This is a genomic window from Microbacterium sp. GQ128 (genome assembly GCF_059758615.1).
Genome location: NZ_JCAXDY010000002.1, coordinates 701,991 through 727,809, shown reverse-complemented (window position 1 = coordinate 727,809; position 25,819 = coordinate 701,991). Strand labels below are relative to the sequence as shown.

Sequence of the window (25,819 nt, the reverse complement as noted above, 5' to 3'; positions counted from 1 at the left end):
CTCGACAGCATGTCTGCCGAGAACGCCCGCCGCAACGTCCGCATCCTCACCTGGATCGGACTCGCGACGGGCGTGATCGGCGGCCTGCTGATCGCCTTCCCGAACGTCATCGGCCCCGGCAGCCCGTGGGTGCAGCTCGCGCTCGGCGTCGCCACACTCGTCCTGGCGTTCCGCGCGCGCAAGATCGGCATCGCCGAGATCGAGGGATTCGACGGCCGGCTCTCGCTGGCCGCCGCCCTCCTCGGCTTCCTGGTCCTGTTCTTCGCCGGTCAGGCCGCCTACAGCCTCCTGGCCGCCGCGACGAGCTGACCCCCGCCGCCCGAACCGGTCGGTCGCCCTACGCCGTGACGAAGCCCGTCACCAGGTACATCACGAACGACAGTCCGGCGGCGATCCCGGCGTAGGGCAGGATCGCGAGCATGAGGTTGATCGGCTTGATGCCGATCGACCGCGACGCGAGGATGATGCCGTCGCCGTAGAGGCAGGTCGTGCTGCCGAGCGCCGCGCCGGAGAACACGGCGGCGCCCGCGAGGATCGGGTCGGCACCGAGGGCCAGCGCCAGCGGGAGGACGACCGGGGTGATCACCGCAGCGAGATCCCAGAACGATCCGGTGGCGTACGCGTAGATCCCGCACACCGCGAAGACGATGGCCGGCAGCAGCGCCGGGGTGAGCACCGGTTCGGTGACCTGGATCACGAACTCGGCGAGCTGCAGGGCGATGTTCATCTCCTGCACCATGAACGCCAGCACGGTGAGGATCATCACGAACAACATGCTCTCGATGCCCTCCAGCGCGGCATCCAGCACCCCGCGGATGCTGAGGCGGCGCTGCACGAGCACGATCACGAGGGTCACGGCGAGGGCCGCGGCGGTGCCGGCGACGACGTTGGCGTTGGTCGCGATCGTGACGCCGACGAGCACGACCATCGCGATCAGGAAGCCCCACGGCTGCGGCTTGCGCCCCGCATCCGCCTCGGCCGACGTCGCGAGCGCGGTGGCGACCCGCTGCGCGGTCGACCCGTCGGGGTCGTCGGCCTCGAGCTCAGCCAGGAGCGCCACCCCCTCGGCTCGCCGTTCGTCATCGGTGGTGCCGAGCGGGAAGACGTCGCCGTCGCGCTCCGCGCGGATCGCATCGCGCTTGATCACGCCGAGCTTCGGCAGCCATCCGATGCTCATCAGCAACGCGACCGCGAGGGCCGCCCACCCGAAGAAGATGAAGGGGATCGCCTGCAGGTAGGCGCCGAATCCGGTGCCCCCGACCGTGACGCCCTGCGCCTCGAAGAGTCCGGAGAAGAACAGCGCCCACGTCGACACGGGGACGAGGACGGCGATCGGCGCGGCCGTCATCTTCATGATGGCGCCGAGCTGCGTGCGCGGCACCCGGTAGCGGTCGGTGACCTGCTTCATCGAGGTGCCTGTGGTGAGCACGTTGAGGTAGTCGTCGACGAACAGCACGACCGACAGCAGGAAGGTCAGCACGGTCGACTTGCGGCGCGAGGTGACGAACCGCTCGGCCCACCGCGCGAAGTCGGTGACGATGCCCGACTTCTCGAACAGCATCATGAGGATGCCGAACAGCGCGACGATCAGCAGCAGCCACTGCGCCGTGGCGTTGGACAGCGCCTTTCCGGTGTACTCGACCCAGACGTCGAAGCCGCCCCAGCCGCCGAGGATCAGCGCTCCGGCGACGGTGCCGCAGAACAGGGCGAAGAGCGTGCGTCTGGTGGCGACCGCGACGATCAGGATCACCACGATGGGGAGGAGCGCGAGAGCGCCGAATTCGGGCATGGAGGTCACCTCAGTGTGAAGGGGGCGAGTGTGCGAAGGGGGCGGAGGAGAAGGGGCGAGTGCGAAGGGGGCGGAGGAGTGCGGTCGAGCCGGGGGTCAGGGCTCGGTGCCGCCGACGGCCGTCCCCTGCACGGGCAGGTCGGGGAGGTCGTCCGGGGAGACGTGCAGCGGGTTCTCCGCCCACACGGCGTAGTCGGCCCGGAACCCGGGGGCGATGCGACCGAGATCGGCGTCCCCCTGGGCCAGGGCGGCGCCCACGGTGTAGCCGTGCAGCGCCTGGTAGGGGGTGAGCGCCTGCTCGGGTTCGAAGACCGGGGCGTCGCGGTCTCCGGGACGGCGGCGCAGCATCGCCCAGGCGAGGCCGATGCGCGCGTCGTTCTGCGCGATGGGCCAGTCGGAGCCGAGCGCGAGCGGCGCCCCTGCGTCCCAGTAGTCGCGGGCGCGCCAGGCGCGGGCGGCGCGGGCCGGCCCCAGCTTGCGGGACCAGTCGTCCGAACCGTCGGCCTTGCGCCACTGCATGTGGAGGGGCTGCATCGAGGCGGTGATGCCCGCGGCGGCGATGCGGGCGACGTCACGGTCGGTCGTGGTCTCGAGGTGCTCGATGCGATGCGGGGCTCCCCCGGCGCTGCGGATGCCGGCAGCCAGGTACGCATCGACGACCTCCCCGACGGCACGGTCGCCGATGGCATGCGTCGCCACCTGGAATCCGGCCTCGGCGTAGCGTCGCACGGTGCGCGCGTACGCCGCGGCATCCTTCCAGAACGGCTCCAGCCCCGTGCCGGCGGTGTCCGGCTCGTACAGCCAGGCCGTACCGGTCTCGACCACGCCGTCGGCGTAGAGCTTGACGACGCCGCCCCGCCAGCGGTCGCCGCGCCGGTCGCGCATCGCGAGGTTCGCGCCCGTCCGCTCCTCGTCGAAGCCGGGCTCGTGGTCGATGGCCGAGACGATGCGGATCGGCAGCCCGGGCCCCTGCTCCAGAGCGTCCAACAGCTCGAGGGTGGCGAAGCCGCCGTCCATGATCGTGCCACCGGTGAGGCCGGAGTCGCGCAGACCCCGCAGGAGCTCGTGACCGACCGCCAGGGTCTGGTCGCGGGTCAGCGCGGGCGCGCTCAGCCGCACGGGCTCGTAGGCACCGAGTTCGCGCAGTTCGCCGGTCGGCACCCCGTTCACGTCGAGGACGACGCACGACGAGTCCTCGAACTCTCGCGCGCCGGTGATGCCCGCCCGGGAAAGTCCCGCGTGGCTCGCGAGCGCGGTGTGTCCGTCGAACAGGATGAGCAGCGCAGGCAGGCCGCGCACCGCATCCTCGATCGCGGCCGCCGTCATCGGCAGGTCGTGGAACACGTCGTAGTCGACGTTCCACCCGCGTACCCACGGGTCGGCGTCCTCGGCGAGCGCTCGATCCGCTTCGGTCCGCAGCGCCGCGAGGAGGTCGGCAGCGGTGGTCAGTCCCCCGAGGTCGATGCCGGCGGTCAGCTCGATCCCCTGGATCGGATGCAGGTGTGCGTCGATGAGTCCCGGCGTCACGGCCGCACCGCCGAGGTCGTGAACGACGGTGCGCGGGCCGCGCAGCTCACGGATCAGCGCGTCGTCGCCGACGGCGAAGAACCGCCCGTCGCGCACCGCGAAGGCCGTGGCGTGCGGGCGGCGCGGGTCCATCGTCACCACGTGTGCGCCGGTGACAATGGCGTCGGCGTCGAAACCGGTCATGACTGTACCTTCGTCGGTAGTGAATCGTTCGGTATTGAAAGAGTTTCAATAAAATACCAGACGCCTGAGCAGAATCGAGCACGATGACGAAATCTCCGCGCAGCGTCGGCCGACCGTCGACGCAGGTGCTCACCGAGGAACGCATCCTGAAGGCCGCCTTCCGGCTCAGCGCGCAGCGCACCCCGCGTCAGTTCACGATGACCGCGCTCGCGGAATCCCTCGGCGTGCGCACCTCCGCGCTCTATCACCACTTCGCCAACCGCGACGCCGTGATCCGCGCCATGCGCGGGCAGGTCAGTCGTGCGCTCGTCTCCCCCGTGCTGCACGAGATGCCCGTCGAAGACGCGCTCCTGACGTGGGCGCACAGCTACCGCGAGGCCGCCATCCGCGCCCCGGAGGCCATGGTGATGTTGGCGACCTCGCCGATCGACGCCGACGAGGCCTCCTTCGCCGACTACGAGCAGATCGCCCGCCTGCTCACTGACGACGGCTGGCCGACCGACACGATCGTGGATGCCATCGTCGCCCTCGAGGCCTTCATCATCGGCTCCGCGCTGGATGCCCTCGCGCCTGCGGACAACATGGCACCGGGCGAGCTCGCTCCGACGTATCCGACCTTCGCGGAAGCCGAGAGCGCCCGGGCGCGACTCAGCTCCGACCCCGCCCGCCGCACCTTCGAGATCGGGGTGCGGGCACTGATCCACGGCCTCACCTCATGGGCGCGCGAGCGCACCACGTAGGCTGGTCCGGTGGCATCCCCTGCAGCTGACGACTACCTGAAGACCGTCTACGCGCACACCGAGTGGCAGGACGCCCCCATCACCCCCTCGGTGCTCGCGGCGAAGCTCGGCATCGCTCCGTCGTCGGTCACCGAGATGGTGAAGAAGCTCGCCGCCGCCGGTCTCGTCTCGCACGTGCCGTACGGTGCGGTGCGGCTGACGGATGCCGGCACGCTCCGTGCCCTGGCGATGGTGCGCCGGCACCGCCTGATCGAGACCTGGCTCGTGAAGGAGTTCGACTACGGCTGGGACGAGGTGCACGACGAGGCCGAGGTGCTCGAGCACACCATCAGCGATCGGCTGCTGGAGGGCATCGATGCGCGCCTCGGACGCCCGCGGTTCGACCCGCACGGCGATGCGATCCCCGACGCCGACGGTCAGATCGAGCGCGAGCCGTTCGTGCTCCTCGCCGACGCTCCGGCCGGGCACGCCGGCCGTGTGCTGCGTGTGGATGACCGCGATCCGGAGTTGCTCCGGGCACTCGAGGCGCTGGGCCTGGCGGTAGCATCGACTGTCACGGTGACGGCATCCGGGGTGGAGATCGACGGCGTGCAGACGGCCCTGCCCGACGGTGCGGCACAGGTGGTCTGGCTCAGCGCCTGACGGCTCCGCAATACGGTCAGGTGTGCGTCGCCTGCGGCCTCTAGGCTGTGCACATGGCACAACGCGACGACATCGAATGCTGGCTCACCGACATGGACGGCGTGCTCGTCCATGAGAACGACGCCATCCCCGGAGCATCCGAACTGCTCGCCGGATGGGAGAGCGCGGGCATCCCGTACCTGGTGCTGACGAACAACTCGATCTTCACCGCGCGCGACCTCTCCGCTCGCCTCCGCACCAGCGGGCTGCACGTGCCCGAGGAGCGCATCTGGACCTCGGCCCTCGCCACCGCCGACTTCCTGAAGCAGCAGCTCCCCGGCGGCTCGGCGTTCGTGATCGGCGAGGCCGGCATCCTCACCGCCCTGCACGACGCCGGCTTCATCATGACGGAGACGAACCCCGACTTCGTGGTCGTCGGAGAGACCCGCAACTACTCGTTCGAGGCGATCACCAAGGCGATCCGCCTCATCATCGGCGGTGCGCGCTTCATCGTCACGAACCCGGATGCCACGGGCCCGAGCGCCGACGGACCGCTGCCCGCCACCGGCGCCATCGCCGCCCTGATCACGAAGGCCACCGGCAAGGAGCCGTACGTGGTCGGCAAGCCGAACCCGATGATGTTCCGCTCCGCTCTGAACAAGATCGGCGCACACTCCAAGCGCACCGGCATGATCGGCGACCGCATGGACACCGACGTCGTCGCGGGCATCGAGGCGGGTCTGCACACGATCCTGGTGCTCACCGGCATCAGCGACCAGGCCGAGATCGAGAAGTACCCGTTCCGCCCGGATGAGATCGTGCAGTCGGTCGCCGATCTGCTGCCGCGGATCACCGAGACGATCACGACGGTCAAGATCAAGAAGTAGCCGATGGGCGCACTCGACGAGGGCGAGCGGTTCCGAGCGGCGGATGCCGCGGCCTGGCGTGCCTGGCTCGAAGCGAACCACGAGCGGACGGCGGGCGTCTGGCTGCTGAGCGTGCGCGGCTCGTCCGACGGCGTCGGCTACGAGGATGCCGTGCGGCAGGCGCTCTGCTTCGGATGGATCGACGGCCCGGTACGTGTCTTCGACGACGGGACCGACGACCGCGCCAACGGACAGTGGTTCTCTCCGCGCCGCCCCGGCAGCGGGTGGGCCGCGACGAACAAGGCGCGCATCGCGGAGCTCGAAGCGGAGGGGGCGCTCGCTCCCGCCGGCATCCGCGTGCTCGAGATCGCGAAGGCGAACGGCTCGTGGACCCTGCTCGACGGACCGGAGGCCGGGATCGAGCCGGAGGAGTTCGCGGCCGCGCTCGACGCGGTGCCGGCCGCGCGCGAGAACTGGGACGCGTTCCCGAAGTCGGTCAAGAAGTTCGGGCTCACTCACATCGCGATGGCCAAGCGCCCGGAGACCCGCACGGCCCGCATCGCGAAGATCGTGGCGGATGCCGCAGAAGGGAAGCGTCCGTGAATCAGAGCGACGTACTGTTCCTGGTGGTCTTCCTGATCCTGCTCAGCTCGCTGACCGTGTTCGTCGTGCAGTTCGTGCGCTCACGGCGCGGACGCGGTGGCTCGGACGACGGCCGCGCCGGCTGGTGGGAAGGCCCCTGGGACGAGGACGACAAGTCCCGCTGAGTCCCTGCATCCGCTTCGCGTGCCCGTTTTCCGGTACGGATGTCGGGAGATCGCACGGATGTCGGACGAATGACGGGCTTTCGCCCCCGATCCGGCGCATCCTCCCGACAAGTGGACAGGCGCGGGCGACCCCGCCGGTCAGGACGCGAGCGTCGCTCCGGGGATCGCGGCGAGCAGCTCCCGGGTGTACGGATGCTGTGGGGCGTCGAAGATGCGCTCGGGGGTGCCGCTCTCGACCACGACGCCGCGCTGCATGACATGCACCTCGTCGGAGATCATCCGCACGACCGCGAGGTCGTGGCTGATGAACAGGTAGCTCAGCCCCAGGCGCTTCTGCAGGTCGGCGAGCAGGTCGAGGATCTGCGCCTGCACCAGCACGTCGAGTGCGGAGACGGCCTCGTCGAGCACCACGAGCTCGGGTTCGAGCGCGAGCGCCCGCGCGATGGCCACGCGCTGACGCTGACCACCCGACAGCTCGTGCGGCAGGCGCTCGGCCATCGCCGCGGGCAAGGCGACCTGCTCGAGCAGTTCGAGAACGCGGGAGTGCCGGGTGACCGCGGTGCCGATGCGGTGCACGCGCAGCGGTTCGGCGATGGACTGCTCGACCGTGTAGCGGGGGTCGAGTGAGGCGTACGGGTTCTGGAACACCGGCTGCACACGGCGGCGCAGGGCGAACAGCTCCTTGCGACGCAGCGTGGTGAGGTCGAGCCCGTCGAACAGGATCGACCCGGAGGTGGCGTCTTCAAGCCCGAGCACCATGTTCGCGGTGGTCGACTTGCCCGAACCCGACTCGCCCACGATCGATACCGTGGTGCCGCGACGGATCTCGAAGCTCACCCCGTCGACGGCCGTGAACGTCTGCGGCTCGCCGGCCTTGGGGGCGCGGAGGGCGAACTCCTTGCGGAGATCGCGGATCTCGACGAACGGCGTCCCGGTGGCGGCCTCGCGCTGCGGCAGTGCGTCGCGGCGGGAGGCGAGGCTCGGCGCCGCGGCGAGCAGCTGCTTCGTGTACTCGTGCTGCGGGTTGCCGAGCACCTCGGCCGACGTCCCCTCCTCCACGATGTGACCGCGGAACATCACGACGATGCGATCCGCGCGCTCGGCGGCGAGGGCCAGGTCGTGCGTGATGAGGAAGACCGCTGTTCCGAGCTCGTCGGTGAGAGTGTCGAGCTGGTCCAGGATGCGCCGCTGCACGGTCACGTCGAGGGCGGAGGTGGGCTCGTCGGCGATCAGCAGGCGCGGCTTGCAGGCCAGGCCCATTGCGATCAGCACGCGCTGGCGCATGCCGCCGGAGAACTCGTGCGGGTACTGGTGCGCCCGCTGGGCGGCATCCGCAATCCCCACCATTTCGAGCAGCTCGACGACCCGCGCCTTCGTGGCGTCGCCGTGCGTGTGGCCGTGCACCTCGAGCGCCTCGCCGATCTGCTCGCCCACACGCATGAGCGGGTTGAGGTTCGACATCGGATCCTGCGGCACGAGTCCGATCCCGGCACCGCGCAGGGAGACCATCGCGTTCTCGGGCAGGTCGGTGAGCTCGCGGCCGTCGAAGCGGATGCTGCCGGCGGTGATCACGCCGTTCTCCGGCAGCAGTCGGTTGACCGCGGCGGCGGTGGTCGACTTGCCCGACCCCGACTCGCCCACGATCGCGACGGTCTCCCCGGCGGCGACGTCGATGCTGATGTCGCTGATGGCGGTGACCAGTTCGGAACCGGTCCGGAAGGCGACGGCGAGGCCGCTGATGCTCAGCACGGGCTCGGTGGTGCTCATGATGGTGTTCCTTCGTTGTCGTCCAGGAGTGCGGGGAGCGCCGAGCGCCACAGCGCCTCGGTCGGTGCGGGTTCGGGGGCGAACAGGCGGTTGCTCAGCAGGACCGCGGCGGTGCCGGTTCCCGGAAGGAATCCCAGCGCGCAGCCCGTGAAGCCCGGGTGCCAGAGCATCCGGGTCGGTCGGCCGCCGACCACGACCGTGTCGCTGCGCCAGCCCAGCGCCTGCCCGGCGTCGGGACCGTCGCGGAACAGCTCGGCTGTAGCATCCGGATGCCACAGCTCGGGATGCCGTTCGGGAGCGGCGAGTGCGGCGCCGAGGGTCAGCAGGTCGTCGGCGCTGCTGAAGAGCCCGGCATGGCCGGAGATGCCGCCGCACGCGTGGAAGCAGTTGCCGTCGTTCACGGCGCCGACGATCTCCCGCTCGCGCCAGGCGAAGTCGCGGTCGGCGGTGAGGATCGGGTACGGCTCGCCGGTGGCGACCATGCGGCGCTCGGCGGAATCACCGATACCGGACGAGGCCACGGGGGCTGATACCGGGCCGAATCCGGTGCGGTCGAGACCGAGGGGCGCCGTGACGAGTTCGCGGACGGCCGCGTCCAGAGGCAGCCCGGTGACGGCGGCGACGATGCGGCCGAGGAGCATGAAGCCGAGGTCGGAGTAGTGACGCCCGTCGTCGAGGCCGTAGCGCAGCGGGATGGCATCGGCGGAGGCTGAGGGGTCGCCGGCGTGCGCGCGGTCGAGGTAGAGCGGCTGCCACTCCCAGAGACCTGCACGGTGCTGCAGCAGGTGGCGAACGGTCGTTCCCGGTGCGCAGGCCGTGCCCCGGACGAAGCGGTCGACCGGGTCGTCGAAGCCGAGGTCGCCCCGGCTGACCAGCCGCAGGATCGCCGTCGTGGTCGCAGCGACCTTCGATACCGAGGCGATGTCGAACGCGGTCGCGGTGGTCATGGGCACTCCGGCGAGGTCGGCCAGACCCCCGGCGGCGATGTCGCGCCCGGTGCCGGTGACCACACCCGCGACGGCGCCCCGCGGGGCGGACTCCGTGGCGAGGACCGCGGCGACGGCTGCGGCGGCAGTCATCTCAAGACCTCGCTCATGTCCACTCCCTGCGCATGCGCTGCTCGGGCTCGCCGAACTCCGGCTGCGTGCGGGTGGCTCCGTCGGCGTGCCAGCCCTTCGATTCGTAGAACCCGATCGACGGCGCATTCGCGGTGAACACCCACAGCGTCGCCGCCTCGGCCCCGGCGTCCTGCAGCTCTGCCGTCGCCTGCGCCAGCAGCACCCCGCCGATCCCTCCGCCGTGGGCGCGGGGCGAGACGTAGAGGGAGTGCACGGCGCCGTCGATCCGACCATCTCCCTCAGAGGTCGCGGCGTAGCGGGTGATCCCGACGATCCGGCCGTCCCGCTCGGCGATGAGCACGACGCCCACCGGATCCTCGAGCACCCGGCGCCACAGCGCCTCGGCCCGCTCGTCGGTCATCGCATCGATCGCCACGTCGGGGAGCACACCCCGGTAGCTCTCGCGCCAGCACGCGAGGAACACCTCGAGCACCCCGGACAGGTCGTCCGGGGTGGCGGGGCGCACCTGCAGGCTCACGATGCCGCGGCCTCCGTGAGCGAGAGGGAGTCGATGGCGGAGACGGGCTCCGGCATCTGCAGCGGGCCAACGCCGGGCGTGATGGTGCCGAGGATCCGCGGCTCGCGCGCACCGGTGCCGCCGGGGACGATCGCGGGGACTCCGTGCATCGTGGACCAGCCGATGAGGGCGAGGAGGATCGCCTCCTTGCTGTCGGCCGCAGCCCCGAGCTCGTCGGCGAGCACGACCTCGGTCTCGGGCAGCGCGGCTCGCAGTCCGTCGAGGATCAGCGGGTTGCGGCATCCGCCGCCCGACACGGCGAGGAACCCGATGTCGGCGGCCTCGACGTCACGTGCGACCGTGCGGACGGTGAGCTCGGTGAGGGTGCGCACGACGTCGGCGACGGCGATCTCGCGGCCCTGCGCGGCCAGGTGCTCGTGCACGTAGCCGAGGTGGAAGTGCTCCTTGCCGGTACTCTTCGGCGGGGTGAGGGCGTAGTACGGGTCGTCGAGCAGCGCGGCCAGGAGCCGCTCGTCGACCTGTCCGGTGCGGGCGATCGCGGCGTCGTCGTCGTAGCCGAGCGGGTTGAGGCCGTGCTCCACGATGACCGCGTCGACCAGCGCGTTCGCCGGACCGATGTCGTAGGCGACGAGGCCATCCTGACGCACCACGGTCATGTTCGAGATGCCGCCCAGGTTCAGGGCCGCCGAGATGCCGGCGCGCGAGCGCAGCAGCAGCTCGTCGAGGAACGACACCAGCGGGGCACCGTGTCCGCCGACCGTGATGTCGCGGATGCGGATGTCGGACACCACGGGGGCGCCGACCTTTTCGGCGATCCAGGCGGGCTGCCCGATCTGCAGGGTGCCCAGCGCGTGCGCACCGTCGACCCAGTGGTACACGGTCTGCCCGTGCGAGCACACCGCGTCGACACCGCCGACCTCGGCCGCGATGTCGGCGGCGACCTCGGCGAACGCCTGACCGATGAGGGTATCGAGCTCGGCCACCTCGGCGAGGGTCGTCTGCGCGGGCGGGAGCGCCGCGATCAGCCGCGCCCGCAGCTCGGGGGCGTAGGGCACGCTCGTCGCCGCGAGCACCCTGCCGTGCAGGTCCACCCCGTGGGCGGTGAAGCCGCCGCTGGTCGTGAAGTCGACGACGGCGGCATCGATCCCGTCGTGCGAGGTGCCGGAGATCAGTCCGAGGACGCGCATCAGTTCTCCTCCAGTGCGGTGCGCAGCCGGCCATCGGCTGCGTCCAGTCGTGCGGTGGCCGCGGCGAGGTCCTCACCGCGGCGGATCATGACCGACGCGAGCTTCACGTCGTAGGCGGCGGTCTCCAGAGCAGCCGCCGCCGTGTCGCGGTCGACATCCGCGATGGTCTGCACCATCCGGATCGCCCGCTCGCGCAGCTTGTGGTTGGTGGCCTTCACATCCACCATCAGGTTGCCGTAGGCCTTGCCGTTACGCACCATCGAGATGGTCGAGAACATGTTCAGCACCAGCTTCTGCGCGGTCCCCGACTTGAGCCTGGTCGAACCCGACAGCACCTCGGGACCGACCTCGACCTCGATGCCGTGCTCCGCCGCCGCGCTGAGCGCGGTGCCGACGTTGCAGGAGAGGCCGATGCTGAGCGCTCCGAGTTCGCGCGCCCGGCGGACCGCCGCGATCACATACGGTGTGCGGCCGCTGGACGCGATCCCGATCACGGTGTCGAGCGGGCCGATGCCGGCGGCGTCGATGGCCGCAGCACCCGCCTCCGCGTCATCCTCCGCACCCTCGACGGGGTTGACGATCGCGCCGGGCCCTCCGGCCATGATCGCGAACACCAGCTCCGGCGGGGTGCTGAACGTGGGCGGGCATTCCGAGGCGTCGAGCACGCCGATGCGGCCGGGGGTCCCTGCACCGACGTAGACCAGGCGTCCGCCCTGCGCCATGCGGGCGGCCGTGGCCTCGATCGCGGGGACGATCTGCCCGAGCGCGCGCTGCACGGCGGCCGGTACCGTGGCATCCGCCTCGTTCATCGTCTGCGCGAGTTCGGCCACGCTCATCAGGTCGAGCTCCGCGTAGCGGGGATCGCTGGCCTCCGTGGCGAGTCCGCCGAGGTCTTCCACCGTCATCGCTTTCCTCTGTTCCGGGGATCGAGACTGTCGCGCAGGCCGTCGCCGAGCAGGTTCAGACCGACGACGAGGAGCACGACGATCACGCCGGGCGCGATCATGGTCCACGGGGCGATCGTGACGAGCGTGCGTGCCTCGAAGATCATCGATCCGAGCGAGGGCGCGGGCGGCGGGGTGCCGAGTCCGAGGAAGCTCAGCGAGGCCTCGGTGAGCACGGCCCAGGACAGCGAGAGCGTGACCTGCACGATGATGATCGACGTGATGTTCGGCAGCACGTGCCGGAACATCGTCGCCATGCGGCTCTGACCGGTGCTCTTGGCCGCCTTGACGTACTCGACCTCGCGCAGCGACAGCACGGGCCCGCGGGTCACGCGGATGAAGATCGGCACGTAGACGATCGCGATGGCCACCGCGATCGTGAACCAGTTGCGCTCGAACACCGAGGCCAGCGACAGGGCGAGCAGCAGCGGCGGGAAGGCGAACAGGACGTTCGTGACCGCGGTGATCGCCCCGTCGGAGAAACCGCGGTAGAAGCCGGCGATGAGCCCGCACACGGTGCCGACGACGGTGGCGAAGGCGACCGCGACGACCGAGATGAGCGCCGAGTTCGCGACTCCGGCGGCGACGCGGGAGAACACATCGCGACCGAACTGGTCGGTGCCGAACCAGTGCACGGCCGACGGCGGCTGCAGGCGGGACGGCGGGTCCTGGGCGAGCGGATCGAACGGCAGCAACCCGAACGCCGAGACGAGGCTCAGCACCGCGAGCAGCACGACGATGATGAGGCCGGTGAGCCCGCTGCGGCTGCGCAGCAGGAGGCGCACGCGCTCCATGGTGCGCCCGCCGCCGGGGGCGAGGGCCGAGGTCTGAGAGATGTCGGTCATGCGGCACGCACCCGAGGATCGATGACCCGGTAGAGCAGGTCGGTGAGCAGGTTGACGATGACGAAGGCGAGCGCGATCACGAGGACGGTGCTCTGCACGAGCGCGTACTCCTTCTGCTGGATGCCGAGCAGCACCTGTCGTCCGATGCCGGGGAGCGAGAAGATCTGCTCCACCACGACGGCACCGCCGAGGAGGTAGCCGAACTGCAGGCCGGTCATCGTGACGATCGGCACGAGCGCGTTGCCGAGCACGTGGCGCACCTGCAGGCGGCGCGGCGGGACGCCCTTCGCCTTCGCGGTGCGGATGAAGTCGTTGGCGCGGATCTCGAGCACCGCGGTGCGGGTCGTGCGCATGATCGGTGCGGCGATGCCGAAGCCGAGCACGATCGACGGCAGCAGCATCTGCTGGAGGTTGAGCAGCGGGTCCTCGAAGAGAGTCGCGTAGGCCTGGCCATTGGGGTTGAAGCCGAACGACGAGGCGAGCACCGCCAGCAGAGCGGTGCCGAGCAGGAACGCCGGGATCGAGAGACCGGCGAGGCCGACAACCTGGCCGAAGCCGTCGCGCACCGAGTCGGGCTTCGAGGCCGAGAGCATTCCGAGGGGGATGCCGATGGCGAGGGCGATCACGATCGAGAAGATCGCGAGCTCGAAGGTCACGGGGAGGGCGGCGGCGGTCAGCTCGAGCACGCTGGTCTGCGCCCGGGACGAGAAGCCGAGGTTGCCGGTGAAGATGTTGCCGAGCCACGAGAAGAACTGCACGAAGAGCGGCTGGTCCAGACCGTAGTAGGCCTCGAGCGCCGCGCGCTGGGACGGCGTGAGGGCGGCGGCCTCGGTGCCGAGGCCGGAGCTGATCTGGTCGCCGGGGATGGCGCGCAGCATCAGGAAGACGAAGATGGCGACGCCGAGGAGCGTGCCGAGGGCTGCGAGGATGCGTCGCAGCACGCTGTTGCGGAGGAGCTGTCTGAACATGCGCGTGTGGGGCTGCCTGTCGTCGGGGAGGGAGGGGGCGCGGGGTGGCCGCGCCCCCTCGATCCGCTACTTGATGGAGGTGGTCCGCAGGTACTGCAGCGAGCCGTTCACCATGGGGACGAAGCCGTCGACGGTCGAGGCCGTCGCCGTGTAGGTGTAGCTCGTGAACAGCCAGATCCATGCGGCGTTGTCCTCGAGGTTCTCGGAGACCTGCGCGTAGATGTCCTTGCGCTTGTCCGGGTCGGCCGTCTGGCGCCCCTCGGCGAACAGCGCGTCGAGCTCGGGCGAGGAGTAGCCGGCGACCTTGTTCAGGTTTCCGGTGCTGGTGAAGTAGCGGCCGTACATGCCGTCGGGGTCGGGACGACCGCCGTTGAGCGCGACGGCGGCGTCGAAGTCGGCCGCGATCCAGCGGTCGACGAAGGCACCGGACTCGAGGACCTCGATGTCGAGCGTGATCTTCGCGTCGGCGAGCTGGGCCTTGAGGTTCTGCGCCTCGTTGACCGAGGTGGCGTACTCACCCTGCGAGACGATCGTCCTGACGGTGACGCCGTCTTCCTTGCCCGCCTTCTTCAGGTAGTCGGCGGCCTTGTCGAGGTCGCGCTCCGGGCACGGCCGCGCCTCGGGGTCGGACTTGTACGCGGGAGAGGTGATCGGGCCGGTGACCTCACCCTCGCCGAGGGCTGCGGTGTCGAGCACCTCCTGGCGGTCGATCGCGCACTGGATGGCGAGACGCACGTTGACATCGGCGAGGTCGCCGCGCGTGGCGTTCAGCTGCAGCGCGTGGTAGCTCAGCTGCGGGGTCGTGGCGACCTCGACGTTGGCACCCTCGGCGGTCTGCGCGACCAGCGGGTCGTCGAACACCGCGAGCTGCACGTTGCCGGACTGCATCGCCGAGACGATCGACGACTCGTCGGGGATCACGCGGAACTCGACGGTGTCGAGCAGCGCGGCGTCGCCCCAGTAGTCCTCGTTCTTGGCGAGCGTGATCGACTGGCTCGCCTTGCGGCTGTCGAGGACGAACGGACCGGTGCCGTTCGGGGTGGTGTTGAGTGCCTCTTCGGTGTCGTCCGAGGACAGCATGGCCATGTTGATCACGGCGAGGTTGGCGGGAAGGGCGGCGTCGGGAGCGCTCAGCGTGAGGGTGACGGTCGTCTCGTCGGTGGCCTCGACCGCGGTGACGGAGGCGAGGGAGCTGCTCGCGACGGCGGCGGTGGCCTCGGCGGCGATGGCGTCGAGCGAGTACTTGACGTCTTCGGAGCCGAAGGTGCTGCCGTCGGCGAACGTGACGCCTTCACGCAGGTGGAAGGTCACGGTGAGGCCGTCGTCGGAGACGTCCCACGACTCGGCGAGGCCGGGGACGACGTTGAGATCCTCGTCGAACTCGGTCAGCGTGCCGTACAGGTTCTGCAGCACGTTGACGGCCTGGAACTGCGTGGCCTTCCAGGGGAACAGGGTGTCCGGGTCGCTGGTGACGCCGATGACGAGGTCGCCGCCGGCCGCGCCCTCCGAGGAGCCGGAGGTGGATGCCGGTGCGGAACAACCGGTGATCACGAGCGCCAAAGCGGCGGCCGTGGCGGTGAGAGCGCCCAATGACGCTCGCCGTGCTGTGCTCATTACAGATTCCTCCTGGCTGGGACGCGTCGCCGTGGCGTCGGGTCAGGCGCTGTTGCCTGCCGCCCCGTGAACGTCGTCGGTCTTGGTTGGTACCAAAAGTACACGAACGTCACTACAGATGTAACAGAAGTTCCTCTACTGTTATGAACAGCGATCGGAGACCGCCATGTCCAATGAAGCTGCCCGCGAAGAAGCCGGCGCACACCCCGTCCTCGTCCGCATGCGCGCGATCCGTCCCGAGCTGCGTCCGAGCGAACAGCGCATCGCCGACCTCTTCCTCGCCGATCCTGCCGGCACCGCGGGGCTGTCGATCGCCGAGCTCGCGCAGCGCTGCGACACCTCGACCACCTCGGTCGTGCGGTTCTGCAAGCGGCTCGGCTACGAGCACGTGCGAGAGCTGCGCAACCACGTGCTGCGCGACGTGGAGCGGGAGACGTTCGACACCGCAGCCCTCCCCGCCGTCTCCGGAGACATCGACCGCAACGACACGCTGGCCGACATCGTCGCCAAGGTCTCGCTCGCCGAGACGCTCTCCCTCGCCGACACCGCGAAGGTGCTCGACACCGAGTCCCTGCGCGCCTCGGTCGAAGCCATCACGTCCTCGACCAGGGTCGACATCTTCGGCGTCGGCGCGAGCTCCATCGTCGGGCTCGACCTGCAGCGCAAGCTCACCCGCATCGGTCGCACCGCACTGGACTGGTCCGACCCGCACGCCGCCTGGACCTCGGCGGCGACGCTCGGCCCGGGCAACGTCGCGATCGCCGTGTCGCACAGCGGCGCGACCACCGACACCATCGAATTCCTGCTGCTCGCCCGTCGGGCAGGAGCCACGACCATCGCGATCACCAACCACGCCGGGGCACCGCTGGCCGACCAGGCCGACATCGTGCTCACGACGGCCGCGCGCGAGACGGGGTTCCGCTCGGGTGCACTCGGAAGCCGGATCGCGCAGCTCATGGTGGTCGACTGCATCTTCATCGGCGTCGCCCAGTCGAACTACGACCGCTCGATGGAGGCGCTGCGCGACACGTTCGCCGCCGTGCACCGCGTGCGGGCGGCCGGGGCGTGACCGACCGGGAAGGGCACGTGCGGGCAGGACTCTTCGCGGCGTTCGCGGGGCTCGGGGTCACGGCGGCCTTCGTCCCGGCGGTGCTCCCCTCCGCAGAGCGTGCGATCGGGGCCGATCTCAGCGCCGCCGTCCCCGCGCTCTTCGCGGGGCTGCTGGTGGGCGTGCTCGTCTCCGGCCCGCTCCTCGTCCGCTTCCCACCGCGGATAGCGCTCATCCTCGGCAGCGCACTCCAGGCTGCCGCCGTCATCGCCGTTGCGGTCGCGGGCACTCCCGCGCTGTTCATCGCCGCGGCGGCCGTCGCCGGGTTCGGGTTCGGGCTGGTCGAGGCCTCGGGTTCGGTGGCGGCGAAATCCGTGGCGGTCGGCAGTGCGACGGGGCTGCTCAGCGCACTACTGGGGACGGTCGCGGTCTGCGCCGCGGTCACGCCGCTCCTGGTCGCCGTCGCGTCCGATGCGCGTCCCGTGCTCGGCCTCCTCGCGGTGGTGCCCCTCATCACGGTCGTGATGCTCGACGGCCCGACTCCTGCGGTCTCCGTCGCCGAGGCTCCCGCGCATCGCGACGTGCGGGGGCTGCTCGTGCTGCTGCCATTTGCAGTGGCGCTGCCGCTGTACGTCGGCGTCGAGACCGTGCTGTCCGGCTGGTCGGCCGTGATCCCGGAGCGCATCCTCGAGGTCGATCCCGCTCTCGCAGCTCTCGGAACCTCGGCGTTCTGGACGCTGATGGCCGTCGGCCGTTTCAGCGCGGCGGCGCTGCGCCGAGCGTCCGTGTCACCGATCGTGATCCTCGTCGCCGCGACGACCGGGGCCGCCGTCCTGATGGCGACGGCCGGGATGCTGGTGGGGTCCGAGCCGGTGTGGGCGCTGGTCGCGCTGGCCGCGGTGGTCGTGCTCCTCGCCCCGAGCTACGGACTCATACTGGGGCTCGCCCTCGACCGGCTGGATCCGGCTCGCAGCGCGGCAGTGACCGGAGCACTCGTGGCCTGCGGCGCGGTGGGCGGCACGTTCGTCCCCACGCTGATCCTGCTGGTGGGCCGCGACCCGGCCTCGAGCACGACCTTCTTCGTGTCGGCTGCGCTGTGCGCACTGGTGCCGGTGCTGGTGCTGGGGGCGGTTCGGAATCCCGGACCGGCGACCGCGGCGACCTGACCTCTTCTCCACACCTCGCACCATCCGCGACCTCTTCACAGATGCTGGAATACCGGCGCGCGCACCGGGAAGGGCGGCGTAACGTCGTCGATACACCTATCCGGACAAGGAGAGCACGCGTGTCCACGGAGACCCTCGCGATCATCATCAGCGCCATCGGTGTCGTGGTGACGCTCGGCACGAGCATGTTCGTCGGCGCCGCCTGGATGGTCCGCCGCATCGACGCCGTCGCCGCCGACGTCAGCGACCTGAATCTCTCCGTCGCGCGAATCGAAGGCCCGCCACGGCACTTGCTCACCGCAGAACGGAGATGAGACGGTGACCACCGAGACCGCCACGATCGTCGTCAGCGCGATCGGCACCGTGCTCACCCTCGGCGCCAGTCTCTTCGCCGTCGGCACCTGGATGATCCGCCGCATCGACGACCGCATCGACGCCGTCGACGAGAAGCTCAGCACCCGCATCGACGCCGTCGCCGCCGACGTCACCGATCTCAAGATCTCCGTCGCCCGACTCGAAGGTCCGCCACGGCACCTCCTCACTGTAGGAAGGGGATGAGGCCGTGACCACGGAGACCTGGACGATCGTCGTCAGCGCGATCGGCATCGTGCTCACCCTCGGCACGAGCACGTTCGTCGGCGCAGCCTGGATGGTTCGCCGCATCGACGCCGTCGACGAGAAACTCAGCACCCGCATCGACGCCGTCGCCGCCGACGTCACCGACCTGAAGATCTCCGTCGCCCGCCTCGAAGGTCCGCCACGGCACCTCCTCACCGCAGGACGGGGATGACGCCGTGACGACCGAGACCTGGACCATCGTCATCAGCGCGATCGGCATCGTGCTCACCCTCGGAACGACCCTCTTCGCCGCCGGCGCCTGGATGATCCGCCGCATCGACGACCGCATCGACGCCCTCGACGAGAAACTCAGCACACGGATCGACGCCGTCGACGAGAAGCTCAGCACCCGCATCGACGCTGTCGCCGCCGACGTCACCGACCTGAAGATCTCCGTCGCCCGACTCGAAGGTCCGCCACGACACCTGCTCACCGCGAGTCGCTGAGCAGCGTCCCGGACGAACCTACCGCAGCACGAGGGCGGCGGCGCCGATGAGCGGCCCTTCGTCGCCGAGCCCCGAGCGCACCACGCGGGTGCGGCGCGAGTACTCGTGCACCGCGCTCGCGGTGAGCGCCTGCTGCACGAGGTCGATGTAGTCGGCAGACACACGTGAGAATCCGCCCCCGATGGCCACGACGTCGAGGTCGACGAGGGTCGCAGCGTCCGCGAGAGCCTCGCCCACGGCGCGCGCCGAGCGCTCGATCGCCGCCCGGGCGACGGGGTCGCCGGCAGCCGAATCACGCGCGAGGTCCTCACCCGTCGCCCCGGTCCATCCTTGCTGCTGCGCCCAGGCGGCGCTCGCGGGACCCGAGGCGATCTCCTCGAGAGTCAGCCCGCCTTCACGGCGCACCTGTCCGAGGTGTCCGGCGTTGCCCGTCGCACCGGGGATGTACGCCCCGTTCGCGACGAAGCCGCCGCCGACGCCGGTCGAGACGACGATCGACAGTGAGGCACCGGCGCCCTGGGTCGCCCCGAGCCAGGATTCGGCGAGGGCGAGCGCTCCGCCGTCGTGGCCGAGGATGGTGCGCACATCTCGCCCCACGACCGTGGATGCTGCCGCGTGAACCGCCTCAGCGAGCGCGAAGCCGCGTGCGAGTGGCATGTTGACGGGCATGATCGTGCCGAGGGTCCGATCGACGGGGCCGGCGCTGCCCGCACCCGCACCGACGAGCTCGGCATCCGCGGGCAGCGCGGCGAGCGCGTGCTCGACGATCGCGACGACGGCGGCGTTCAACGACTCGAACGTGGCGTCCCGACCGGTCGCCTGCCGGCTGCGGCTGCCCGTGACGAGCACGCCGTCCTCCGCGACGAGCGCGGCCTCCATCTTCGTGCCGCCGACGTCGACGGCCAGCGCGTAGCGCGTCACTGCGGGTCGAGTCCGAGGTCATCGAGGTCGAAGGCGGCGCGCCACTCGAGTCCCTCGGCTTCGATGGCGGCCTGCGCCCCGGTCTTGCGGTCGACGATCACGGCGACGGCGACGATCTCGGCGCCTTCCTTGCGCAGTGCCTCGACGGCCTTGAGCGCCGACTGTCCGGTGGTCGAGGTGTCTTCGAGCACGACGACCCGCTTGCCCTTGACGTCGGCCCCCTCGATCTGACGGCCGCGGCCGTGGTCCTTCGGCTCCTTGCGCACGACGAACGCGTCGAGCGGGCGCTCGGTGGCGACCGAGGCGTGCAGCACGGAGTTCGCGATCGGGTCGGCCCCGAGCGTGAGACCGCCGACGGCCACGACGTCGAGGTCGCCGATCAGATCGAGCATGATGCGGCCGATGGCGGGGGCCGCCCGATGGTCGAGCGTGAGCTTGCGCATGTCGACGTAGTACGTCGCCTTCTTGCCGCTGGAGAGGGTGAAGTCGCCGTGGAACACCGCCTCGTCCTTGATCAGGTCGAGGAGGGTCTGGCGGTCTGCGTCGAGTGCGGTCACGGCATCCAGTGTAGGAGGTGGGCTCTAGGCTTGACGCATGCGCTTGGCCACCTGGAACGTCAACTCCATCCGCACCCGCGTCACCCGCACCGTCGAGTTCGCCGTCCGTGAAGACATCGACGTGCTCGCGATGCAGGAGATCAAGTGCAAGCCCGAGCAGTTCCCTTACGCGCCGTTCGAAGAGGCCGGGTACCACGTCGAGGTGCACGGGTTGAATCAGTGGAACGGCGTCGCGATCGCGAGCCGCCTGCCCATCACCGACGTGCGCACCGCGTTCGACGGGATGCCGGGGTTCGCGAAGGGGCACGAGGGTCCGGATGCTCCGCTCGAGGCGCGCGCGCTCGGCGTGATGGTCGACGGGGTGCGGGTGTGGAGCCTGTACGTGCCGAACGGCCGTTCGCTCGACGACCCGCACTACCTCTACAAGCTGCACTGGCTGGAAGAGCTCAAGAAGTCGACGGCCGCCGAGCTGTCGGCGAACCCCGACCTGCCGCTCGCCCTGGTGGGCGACTTCAACATCATCCCGTTCGATCACGACAACGGGGATCCCGACATCGTGGTCGGCCGCTCGACGCACGTCTCGCAGCCCGAGCGCGATGCGTTCTTCGCGTTCGCCGATGCCGGAGTCACCGACGTGGTGCGCCCGCTGCTTCCGGAGGGCTTCACCTACTGGGACTACCAGCGCCTGAAGTTCCCGCGCAACGAGGGCATCCGCATCGACTTCGTCCTGGGCTCGCGCACTCTGGCTGAGGCGGTGACGGGTGCATCGATCCACCGGAACGAGCGCAAGGGCGAACAGCCCAGCGATCATGTTCCTGTGGTGGTCGACCTCGACGGTCGCCGTCTAGGAACAGGCGGCGACGCTGACGATGACGACGACCTTCCGATGATCTTCTCCTGACGGCCGTTCCTGTGACCGTGCGGCTGATCGCCACCGATCTCGACGGCACGCTGCTCGACTCCTCTTCCACTGTCACGCCGCGCACGCGGGTGGCGCTCGATGCGGCCCGCGATCGCGGCATCCACGTCGTCCCGGTGACCGCGCGCCAGCCCATCGGGCTGCGTGCCATCGCCGGCGATGCGGGTTTCGACGGCTGGGCGCTGTGCAGCAACGGCGCCTACGCCGTGCGTCTGGACAACGGACGGATGCTGTTCGCCGAGGAACTTCCGCCCGACACGATCCGCGCCCTGGTCGAGGCGCTGCGCGCGAGCATCCCGGGCCTGCTGTTCGCGAGCGTGCGCGAGGGCGGGGAGACCTTCGTGGCGCAGGACGGCTACGCCGAGATCGCCCAACTCTCCGACCACAAGCGCGACCCTCGAACGATGGGTGGCGTGCCGCTCGAGCAGGTGCTCGCGGCGCCGAGCCTGAAGCTCGTCATCCGGCATCCGGAACTCGCCCCTGCCGCGCTCTTCGACACGCTGCGCAGCCTCGGGCTGACCGGGTTCGAGGCGACGCTGTCCGGCGCTCCGTTCGTCGAGGTGATGGCCGAGGGCGTCACGAAGGCCACCGGGCTCGCCCGCCTCTGCGACCACCTCGGCATCGGCCGCGCCGACGTGGTCGCCTTCGGCGATGCGCTCAACGACGTCGAGATGCTGCGCTGGGCAGGGCACGGCGTCGCCATGGCCCATGCGGAACCCGTGGTTCAGGACGCGGCTGACGAGACGACCACCTCGAACGACGACGACGGCGTCGCTCAGGTGATCGAGCGCCTGCTCGGCTGACGCGGCACGCCCATGCTCACCCGAACGTGCCGACCTCCGGCACGCGATCGGTGCGCCCGTAATGGAGGAAAGTCACGCCGGCCTCGTCGGTGACCGGCGGCCGCAACAGGCGCAGCACCGACGGCAGTGCCCCGTCGTCGAACACCTTCTTGCCCGCGCCGAGCAGGATCGGGTAGACCCAGAGGTTCAGTTCGTCGAAGAGGCCCTCGGCGAGAAGGGTGTGCACGAAGTCGATGCTGCCGATCACGTGCACCTCGCGGTGCGCCTTCCGCATCGCGCCGATCTCGGCGGCGAGGTCATCCCCGACCCGGGTGCTGCCCTGCCAGTCGAGCGCGAGATCTGCATCCCTCGTCGCCACGTACTTCGGGACGCGGTCGAACAACCGGCCGATGTGGCCGTCGGGACCATCGGTGTGGTGCGGCCAGTACGAGGCGAAGATGTCGTAGGTGCGACGGCCGAGCAGCAGGGCGTCGAGGCCCCGCATCCCGTCGTCGACCTCGGCACCCATGCCCGGTGACGGGTACCCCGCCTGCCAGCCGCTGAAGCGGAAGCCACCCGAGGTGTCTTCGCCCACGCCGCCCGGTCCCTGCGCGACGCCGTCGAGGGTCATGAAGAGGTCGATCAGGATGCGACCCTGTGCCGCATCCTGCAGGTCATCGGTGCTCATGTCGTGCTCCCTACAGTCAGCCGTGCGATGTGGAAGGTGGCCGCGAATCCATCCAGCCGCGACTCGTCGCCGCGGACGACCGCGACGACGTCCTGCGCGAGCGCCTCCTCCGGCGTGATCTCGCCGCCGATCAGTCGCCGGATGCCGGGACCGGCGACGATCACCGCATCCGGCTCCCCCTCGGGCAGCCGTCCGCCGACGGGCGGGGCCGGGGGCGCGAGCTGCGCGACCCGGAGCTCGCCGTCACGCACCGAGGCACGGAGGGCGACGTCGCCGACGTGCAGCTCGTACTCGGCATCCGTCGCCGCCTCCGCCTGGAATGCCGTGCGCAATGCCATGGTGAGCGAGTCCGGGGTGACCACGTCGCCCTCCTCGGGGTCGCCCATCGCCTGGAAGCCCCACCGGCCGAGGGCGAGCATGATCGGCTCGAACGACCGACCGTACGGGGTCAGCTCGTAGACGAGGCCGCAGTTCAGCAGGGGCACGCGGCGGACCACCCCGCCCTCCTGCAGCTCCTTCAGACGGGTGGAGAGGATGTTGGTGGGAATGCGCGGCAGGCCCTGCTTGAGGTCGGTGTATCGCCGCGGCCCGACGAGCAGATCGCGGACGATGAGAAGACTCCACCGTTCGCCGATCAGTTCGACGGCCGTCGTCACACCGCAGTACTGGCCATAGCTGCGCGCCGCCATGTCAGGCCGAGGCCGCGTGGTCGGCCACGTGATCCGGACCGTTCTCGACCGCCTCGGGGGTCATGTAGAGGAAGCCGAGGGAGTTGCCGTCGGGGTCATCGAGGTCGCGCGAGTACATGAAGCCGTAGTCCTGCACGGGCTTCGGCTCGACGCCGCCGGCGGCCAGGCCCTTCGCGAGGATCGCGTCGACCTCTTCGCGCGAGTCCTGGCTGAACGCGACGGATACCTGGGCGACCTCGTTCGGGTCGGCGATGGGCTTGTCGGTGAAGGTGGCGAAGAACTCACGTTTGAGGACCATGAAGTAGATGTCCTCGCTCCACACGATGCAAGCGGCGTTCTCGTCGGTGAACTGCGGGCTGATCTGGCAGCCGAGCGCCGTGTAGAACGCTTTCGCGCGCTCGAGGTCGCTGGTGGGCAGGTTGACGAAGACCTTGGTCATGATGACTCCTTTGTCGAGGTGATGACGACGATACTTGCAAATAACAACCTTGCTTGTCAATAGCAAGTTGCGCGCTTGCCGAGCCTCCGATCCACCGCGCGGGGGATGCCACGATTCAGCCGTCGCCCTACGGTGGAGGGATGCCTGCCACTGCGTTCACCCGCACGCCGACCGAGCGACAACGACGATCCGATGTCATCCTCGCCGCCGTCATGTTCGTCGGCGCCGTGCTGAGCGCCGGGCTGTCCTCGATCGCCGAGATCTACGGTGACGAGCAAGCCCCGCTGTGGTGGGCCCTGGTGTACGCCGTCGTCGCCACCGCTCCCCTGGCATTCCGCCGCCGCTGGCCGGGCACGGCCGCCGTGATCGTGGCCGTGGCCTACTTCACGGCCGTCACGATCCGCGTGCCCGAGATCTACGTCGGCAACATCGTGATGTTCCTCACGCTGTACACGGTCGGCGCCTGGATGAACGACCGGCGTCGCGCGATGCTCGTGCGGGTCGGGATCATCGTCGGCATGTTCGTGTGGCTGATCATCACGATGTACCGGGACGCGATCAGCGAGGCGGACAAGGCTGACGTCGCCGCCGGCGCCATGTCGCCCTACGTGGCCTTCATGCTCATCCAGCTGCTGCTGAACGTGCTGTACTTCGGCGGCGCGTACTACTTCGGCGAGCGCTCCTGGGCGGCGGCCGAGCAGCTCGCCGTGCTCGAGCAGCGCACGGCGGAACTGGAGCGTGAGCGCGAGGTCACCGCGGCCCAGGCCGTCGCTCTCGACCGGGTGCGCATCGCACGCGAGCTGCACGACGTCGTCGCGCATCACGTCTCGGTCATGGGGGTGCAGGCGGGCGCCGCGCGTCTGGTGCTCGATCGCGATCCCGCGCAGTCGGCGCGCATCCTCACCGGGATCGAGGATTCGGCGCGCGACGCGATCCACGAACTGCGTCAGCTGCTGGAGACCCTGCGCACGCCCGGCGGCGAGACGACGGATGCGGCGTCCACCCTCGCGCTGGACGACATCGCCGAGCTCGTCGAGGCATCCACCGAGGCCGGGCTGCCGACCGAGTACGCGGTGATCGGGGAGCCGGTGCCGGTGCCCTCGCTGGTCGCCGTGAACCTGTACCGGATCGCCCAGGAGTCGCTGACGAACGCCCGTCGCCATGCCGGCAGCGGGGCTACCGCCGACGTCCGCGTGCGCTACGAGGACGACGGTGTGGAGGTCGAGATCGTGAACACCGGACGAGCGGTCACCCACCTGCGTCCGGGGCTCGGCCAGCTGGGCATGCGGGAGCGGGCCGCCGCATCCGGGGGCACGCTCGAGGTCGCGCCGCGGCCGCTCGGCGGGATGCGGGTGCGCGCCCGCGTGCCCCTGCCCACGGCGACCGGATCGAGCGTGCGATGAGCGACCCGATCCGCGTGCTGCTGGTCGACGACCACGCGCTGCTGCGCGCCGGCTTCCGCACCATCCTCGACACCCAGCCCGACATCACGGTGGTCGGCGAGGCTTCATCGGGGACAGAGGCCGTGGCGCAGGCATCCGCCCTGCGTCCCGACGTGATCACGATGGACGTGCAGATGCCCGACATGGACGGCATCGAGGCGACCCGTCGCATCGTCGCCGATCCCGCGGTCGAGGCCGCCATCGCGATCGTCACGACCTTCGACAGGGACGACTACCTGTACCAGGCGCTGGATGCCGGAGCCAGCGGTTTCCTGCTCAAGAACGCGGGCGCGGAGGACCTGATCGCCGCGGTGCGCGCTCTGGCGGCAGGCGACGGGATGCTCGCGCCCGAGGTGACCCGCCGGGTGCTCGCACGGTTCGCCGCGACCCCCGCGCCGGCGCCCTCACCGGCACCGGCGGCCGTCCCGATCGAGAGCGCCGCGGTGCCGAGGGTCACGCTCGCCGAGCCGCTCACCGACCGTGAGGCCGAGGTGCTGACGCTGCTCGCCGATGCGCGCAGCAATGCCGAGATCGCGCGGGCGCTGTACATCGGCGAGGCCACGGTCAAGACGCACGTCTCCCGCATCCTGCAGAAGCTGGGCGCCCGCGATCGCGTGCAGGCCGTCGTGCTCGCACACCGCATGGGTCTCGCGTAGGCGGCCCGACGCGCCTGCGCGATAGCCTCGGAGC

The 25,819-nt window shown here is 70.2% G+C and carries 31 protein-coding genes; 16 read left to right on the top strand and 15 right to left on the bottom strand.

The window, feature by feature from the left end:
* Nucleotides 1–9 precede the first annotated feature (9 nt).
* Nucleotides 10–309 (top strand): hypothetical protein, encoded by a 300-nt coding sequence (locus tag AC6CHX_RS09515; protein ID WP_498272609.1) that lies wholly within the window; start codon nt 10–12, stop codon nt 307–309.
* A gap of 28 nt (nt 310–337) precedes the next feature.
* Here the strand turns inward: AC6CHX_RS09515 and AC6CHX_RS09510 are convergent, their stop codons facing one another.
* The gene (locus tag AC6CHX_RS09510; RefSeq protein WP_498272608.1) at nt 338–1,789 is read right to left on the bottom strand and encodes a Na+/H+ antiporter NhaC family protein; all 1,452 of its coding nucleotides are present in this window, start codon (nt 1,787–1,789) and stop codon (nt 338–340) included.
* A gap of 96 nt (nt 1,790–1,885) precedes the next feature.
* Nucleotides 1,886–3,499, bottom strand: a complete 1,614-nt coding sequence (locus AC6CHX_RS09505; protein ID WP_498272607.1) for an amidohydrolase — start codon at nt 3,497–3,499, stop codon at nt 1,886–1,888.
* 83 nt (nt 3,500–3,582) lie between these two features.
* On the opposite strand from AC6CHX_RS09505, the gene AC6CHX_RS09500 reads away from it, so the two are divergent.
* From AC6CHX_RS09500 to AC6CHX_RS09480, 5 genes are read left to right on the top strand one after another with little or no spacing between them, the layout of a single operon-like run.
* Complete coding sequence (locus AC6CHX_RS09500) at nt 3,583–4,239, top strand: TetR/AcrR family transcriptional regulator (protein WP_498272606.1); 657 nt, start codon at nt 3,583–3,585, stop codon at nt 4,237–4,239.
* Between the two features lie 9 nt (nt 4,240–4,248).
* Nucleotides 4,249–4,881 (top strand): metal-dependent transcriptional regulator, encoded by a 633-nt coding sequence (locus AC6CHX_RS09495; protein WP_498272605.1) that lies wholly within the window; start codon nt 4,249–4,251, stop codon nt 4,879–4,881.
* A 53-nt stretch (nt 4,882–4,934) separates the two neighbouring features.
* Complete coding sequence (locus AC6CHX_RS09490; protein WP_029261258.1) at nt 4,935–5,747, top strand: HAD-IIA family hydrolase; 813 nt, start codon at nt 4,935–4,937, stop codon at nt 5,745–5,747.
* A gap of 3 nt (nt 5,748–5,750) precedes the next feature.
* Nucleotides 5,751–6,329, top strand: a complete 579-nt coding sequence (locus AC6CHX_RS09485; RefSeq protein ID WP_498272604.1) for a YdeI/OmpD-associated family protein — start codon at nt 5,751–5,753, stop codon at nt 6,327–6,329.
* Entirely contained in the window at nt 6,326–6,493 is a 168-nt protein-coding gene (locus AC6CHX_RS09480; RefSeq protein ID WP_498272603.1) for a hypothetical protein, read from the top strand. Before AC6CHX_RS09485 ends, AC6CHX_RS09480 begins: the two co-directional genes overlap by 4 nt.
* Nucleotides 6,494–6,631: 138 nt before the next feature.
* Here the strand turns inward: AC6CHX_RS09480 and AC6CHX_RS09475 are convergent, their stop codons facing one another.
* The 8 genes from AC6CHX_RS09475 to AC6CHX_RS09440 form a co-directional block, all read right to left on the bottom strand.
* Nucleotides 6,632–8,260: an ABC transporter ATP-binding protein gene (locus tag AC6CHX_RS09475; protein WP_498272602.1), complete on the bottom strand. Its 1,629-nt coding sequence runs from the start codon at nt 8,258–8,260 to the stop codon at nt 6,632–6,634.
* On the bottom strand, nt 8,257–9,339 hold the full coding sequence (locus AC6CHX_RS09470; protein ID WP_498272601.1) for a serine hydrolase domain-containing protein: 1,083 nt from the start codon (nt 9,337–9,339) through the stop codon (nt 8,257–8,259). The genes AC6CHX_RS09475 and AC6CHX_RS09470 overlap by 4 nt, the downstream gene beginning before the upstream one ends.
* Before the next feature lie 13 nt (nt 9,340–9,352).
* Nucleotides 9,353–9,856 (bottom strand): GNAT family N-acetyltransferase, encoded by a 504-nt coding sequence (locus AC6CHX_RS09465; protein ID WP_498272600.1) that lies wholly within the window; start codon nt 9,854–9,856, stop codon nt 9,353–9,355.
* The gene (locus AC6CHX_RS09460) at nt 9,853–11,043 is read right to left on the bottom strand and encodes an anhydro-N-acetylmuramic acid kinase (RefSeq protein WP_498272599.1); all 1,191 of its coding nucleotides are present in this window, start codon (nt 11,041–11,043) and stop codon (nt 9,853–9,855) included. Before AC6CHX_RS09460 ends, AC6CHX_RS09465 begins: the two co-directional genes overlap by 4 nt.
* Nucleotides 11,043–11,948 (bottom strand): N-acetylmuramic acid 6-phosphate etherase, encoded by a 906-nt coding sequence (gene murQ / locus AC6CHX_RS09455; RefSeq protein WP_498272598.1) that lies wholly within the window; start codon nt 11,946–11,948, stop codon nt 11,043–11,045. The genes AC6CHX_RS09460 and murQ overlap by 1 nt, the downstream gene beginning before the upstream one ends.
* Nucleotides 11,945–12,832, bottom strand: a complete 888-nt coding sequence (locus tag AC6CHX_RS09450) for an ABC transporter permease (protein ID WP_029261265.1) — start codon at nt 12,830–12,832, stop codon at nt 11,945–11,947. Before AC6CHX_RS09450 ends, murQ begins: the two co-directional genes overlap by 4 nt.
* Entirely contained in the window at nt 12,829–13,800 is a 972-nt protein-coding gene (locus AC6CHX_RS09445) for an ABC transporter permease (protein ID WP_091031746.1), read from the bottom strand. Before AC6CHX_RS09445 ends, AC6CHX_RS09450 begins: the two co-directional genes overlap by 4 nt.
* A gap of 66 nt (nt 13,801–13,866) precedes the next feature.
* Nucleotides 13,867–15,414 (bottom strand): ABC transporter substrate-binding protein, encoded by a 1,548-nt coding sequence (locus AC6CHX_RS09440; RefSeq protein WP_498272597.1) that lies wholly within the window; start codon nt 15,412–15,414, stop codon nt 13,867–13,869.
* A 166-nt stretch (nt 15,415–15,580) separates the two neighbouring features.
* On the opposite strand from AC6CHX_RS09440, the gene AC6CHX_RS09435 reads away from it, so the two are divergent.
* The 6 genes from AC6CHX_RS09435 (at nt 15,581) to AC6CHX_RS09410 (ending at nt 18,692) form a co-directional block, all read left to right on the top strand.
* Complete coding sequence (locus AC6CHX_RS09435; RefSeq protein ID WP_498272596.1) at nt 15,581–16,483, top strand: MurR/RpiR family transcriptional regulator; 903 nt, start codon at nt 15,581–15,583, stop codon at nt 16,481–16,483.
* Entirely contained in the window at nt 16,480–17,628 is a 1,149-nt protein-coding gene (locus tag AC6CHX_RS09430; RefSeq protein WP_498272595.1) for an MFS transporter, read from the top strand. Before AC6CHX_RS09435 ends, AC6CHX_RS09430 begins: the two co-directional genes overlap by 4 nt.
* A gap of 119 nt (nt 17,629–17,747) precedes the next feature.
* Entirely contained in the window at nt 17,748–17,942 is a 195-nt protein-coding gene (locus AC6CHX_RS09425; RefSeq protein WP_498272594.1) for a hypothetical protein, read from the top strand.
* 4 nt (nt 17,943–17,946) lie between these two features.
* Nucleotides 17,947–18,186 (top strand): hypothetical protein, encoded by a 240-nt coding sequence (locus AC6CHX_RS09420; protein ID WP_498272593.1) that lies wholly within the window; start codon nt 17,947–17,949, stop codon nt 18,184–18,186.
* Nucleotides 18,187–18,190: 4 nt separating this feature from the next.
* Nucleotides 18,191–18,418 carry a hypothetical protein gene (locus tag AC6CHX_RS09415; protein ID WP_498272592.1) on the top strand — a complete coding sequence of 76 codons (228 nt, stop codon included), beginning with the start codon at nt 18,191–18,193 and terminating at the stop codon, nt 18,416–18,418.
* Nucleotides 18,419–18,422: 4 nt separating this feature from the next.
* On the top strand, nt 18,423–18,692 hold the full coding sequence (locus tag AC6CHX_RS09410; RefSeq protein WP_498272591.1) for a hypothetical protein: 270 nt from the start codon (nt 18,423–18,425) through the stop codon (nt 18,690–18,692).
* A gap of 18 nt (nt 18,693–18,710) precedes the next feature.
* Here the strand turns inward: AC6CHX_RS09410 and AC6CHX_RS09405 are convergent, their stop codons facing one another.
* Entirely contained in the window at nt 18,711–19,613 is a 903-nt protein-coding gene (locus tag AC6CHX_RS09405) for an ROK family protein (RefSeq protein WP_498272590.1), read from the bottom strand.
* Nucleotides 19,610–20,170: an orotate phosphoribosyltransferase gene (pyrE, locus tag AC6CHX_RS09400; protein WP_091227717.1), complete on the bottom strand. Its 561-nt coding sequence runs from the start codon at nt 20,168–20,170 to the stop codon at nt 19,610–19,612. Before pyrE ends, AC6CHX_RS09405 begins: the two co-directional genes overlap by 4 nt.
* 37 nt (nt 20,171–20,207) lie before the next feature.
* Between pyrE and AC6CHX_RS09395 the strand changes: the two genes are divergently transcribed.
* Nucleotides 20,208–21,071 (top strand): exodeoxyribonuclease III, encoded by an 864-nt coding sequence (locus AC6CHX_RS09395; RefSeq protein ID WP_498272589.1) that lies wholly within the window; start codon nt 20,208–20,210, stop codon nt 21,069–21,071.
* 11 nt (nt 21,072–21,082) lie between these two features.
* Complete coding sequence (locus AC6CHX_RS09390; protein WP_498272588.1) at nt 21,083–21,892, top strand: Cof-type HAD-IIB family hydrolase; 810 nt, start codon at nt 21,083–21,085, stop codon at nt 21,890–21,892.
* 16 nt (nt 21,893–21,908) lie between these two features.
* On the opposite strand, the gene AC6CHX_RS09385 is transcribed toward AC6CHX_RS09390, so the two are convergent.
* Genes AC6CHX_RS09385 through AC6CHX_RS09375 form a run of 3 tightly spaced genes read right to left on the bottom strand, consistent with a single transcriptional unit; the run spans nt 21,909 to nt 23,687 of the window.
* The gene (locus tag AC6CHX_RS09385) at nt 21,909–22,559 is read right to left on the bottom strand and encodes a dihydrofolate reductase family protein (RefSeq protein WP_498272587.1); all 651 of its coding nucleotides are present in this window, start codon (nt 22,557–22,559) and stop codon (nt 21,909–21,911) included.
* Entirely contained in the window at nt 22,556–23,248 is a 693-nt protein-coding gene (locus AC6CHX_RS09380) for a winged helix-turn-helix transcriptional regulator (RefSeq protein ID WP_498272586.1), read from the bottom strand. Before AC6CHX_RS09380 ends, AC6CHX_RS09385 begins: the two co-directional genes overlap by 4 nt.
* Before the next feature lies 1 nt (nt 23,249).
* Nucleotides 23,250–23,687: a VOC family protein gene (locus AC6CHX_RS09375; protein ID WP_205820227.1), complete on the bottom strand. Its 438-nt coding sequence runs from the start codon at nt 23,685–23,687 to the stop codon at nt 23,250–23,252.
* Between the two features lie 140 nt (nt 23,688–23,827).
* On the opposite strand from AC6CHX_RS09375, the gene AC6CHX_RS09370 reads away from it, so the two are divergent.
* Both AC6CHX_RS09370 and AC6CHX_RS09365 read left to right on the top strand, forming a co-directional pair.
* Entirely contained in the window at nt 23,828–25,090 is a 1,263-nt protein-coding gene (locus AC6CHX_RS09370; protein WP_498272585.1) for a sensor histidine kinase, read from the top strand.
* The gene (locus tag AC6CHX_RS09365; protein ID WP_498272584.1) at nt 25,087–25,785 is read left to right on the top strand and encodes a response regulator; all 699 of its coding nucleotides are present in this window, start codon (nt 25,087–25,089) and stop codon (nt 25,783–25,785) included. Before AC6CHX_RS09370 ends, AC6CHX_RS09365 begins: the two co-directional genes overlap by 4 nt.
* Nucleotides 25,786–25,819 lie beyond the last annotated feature (34 nt).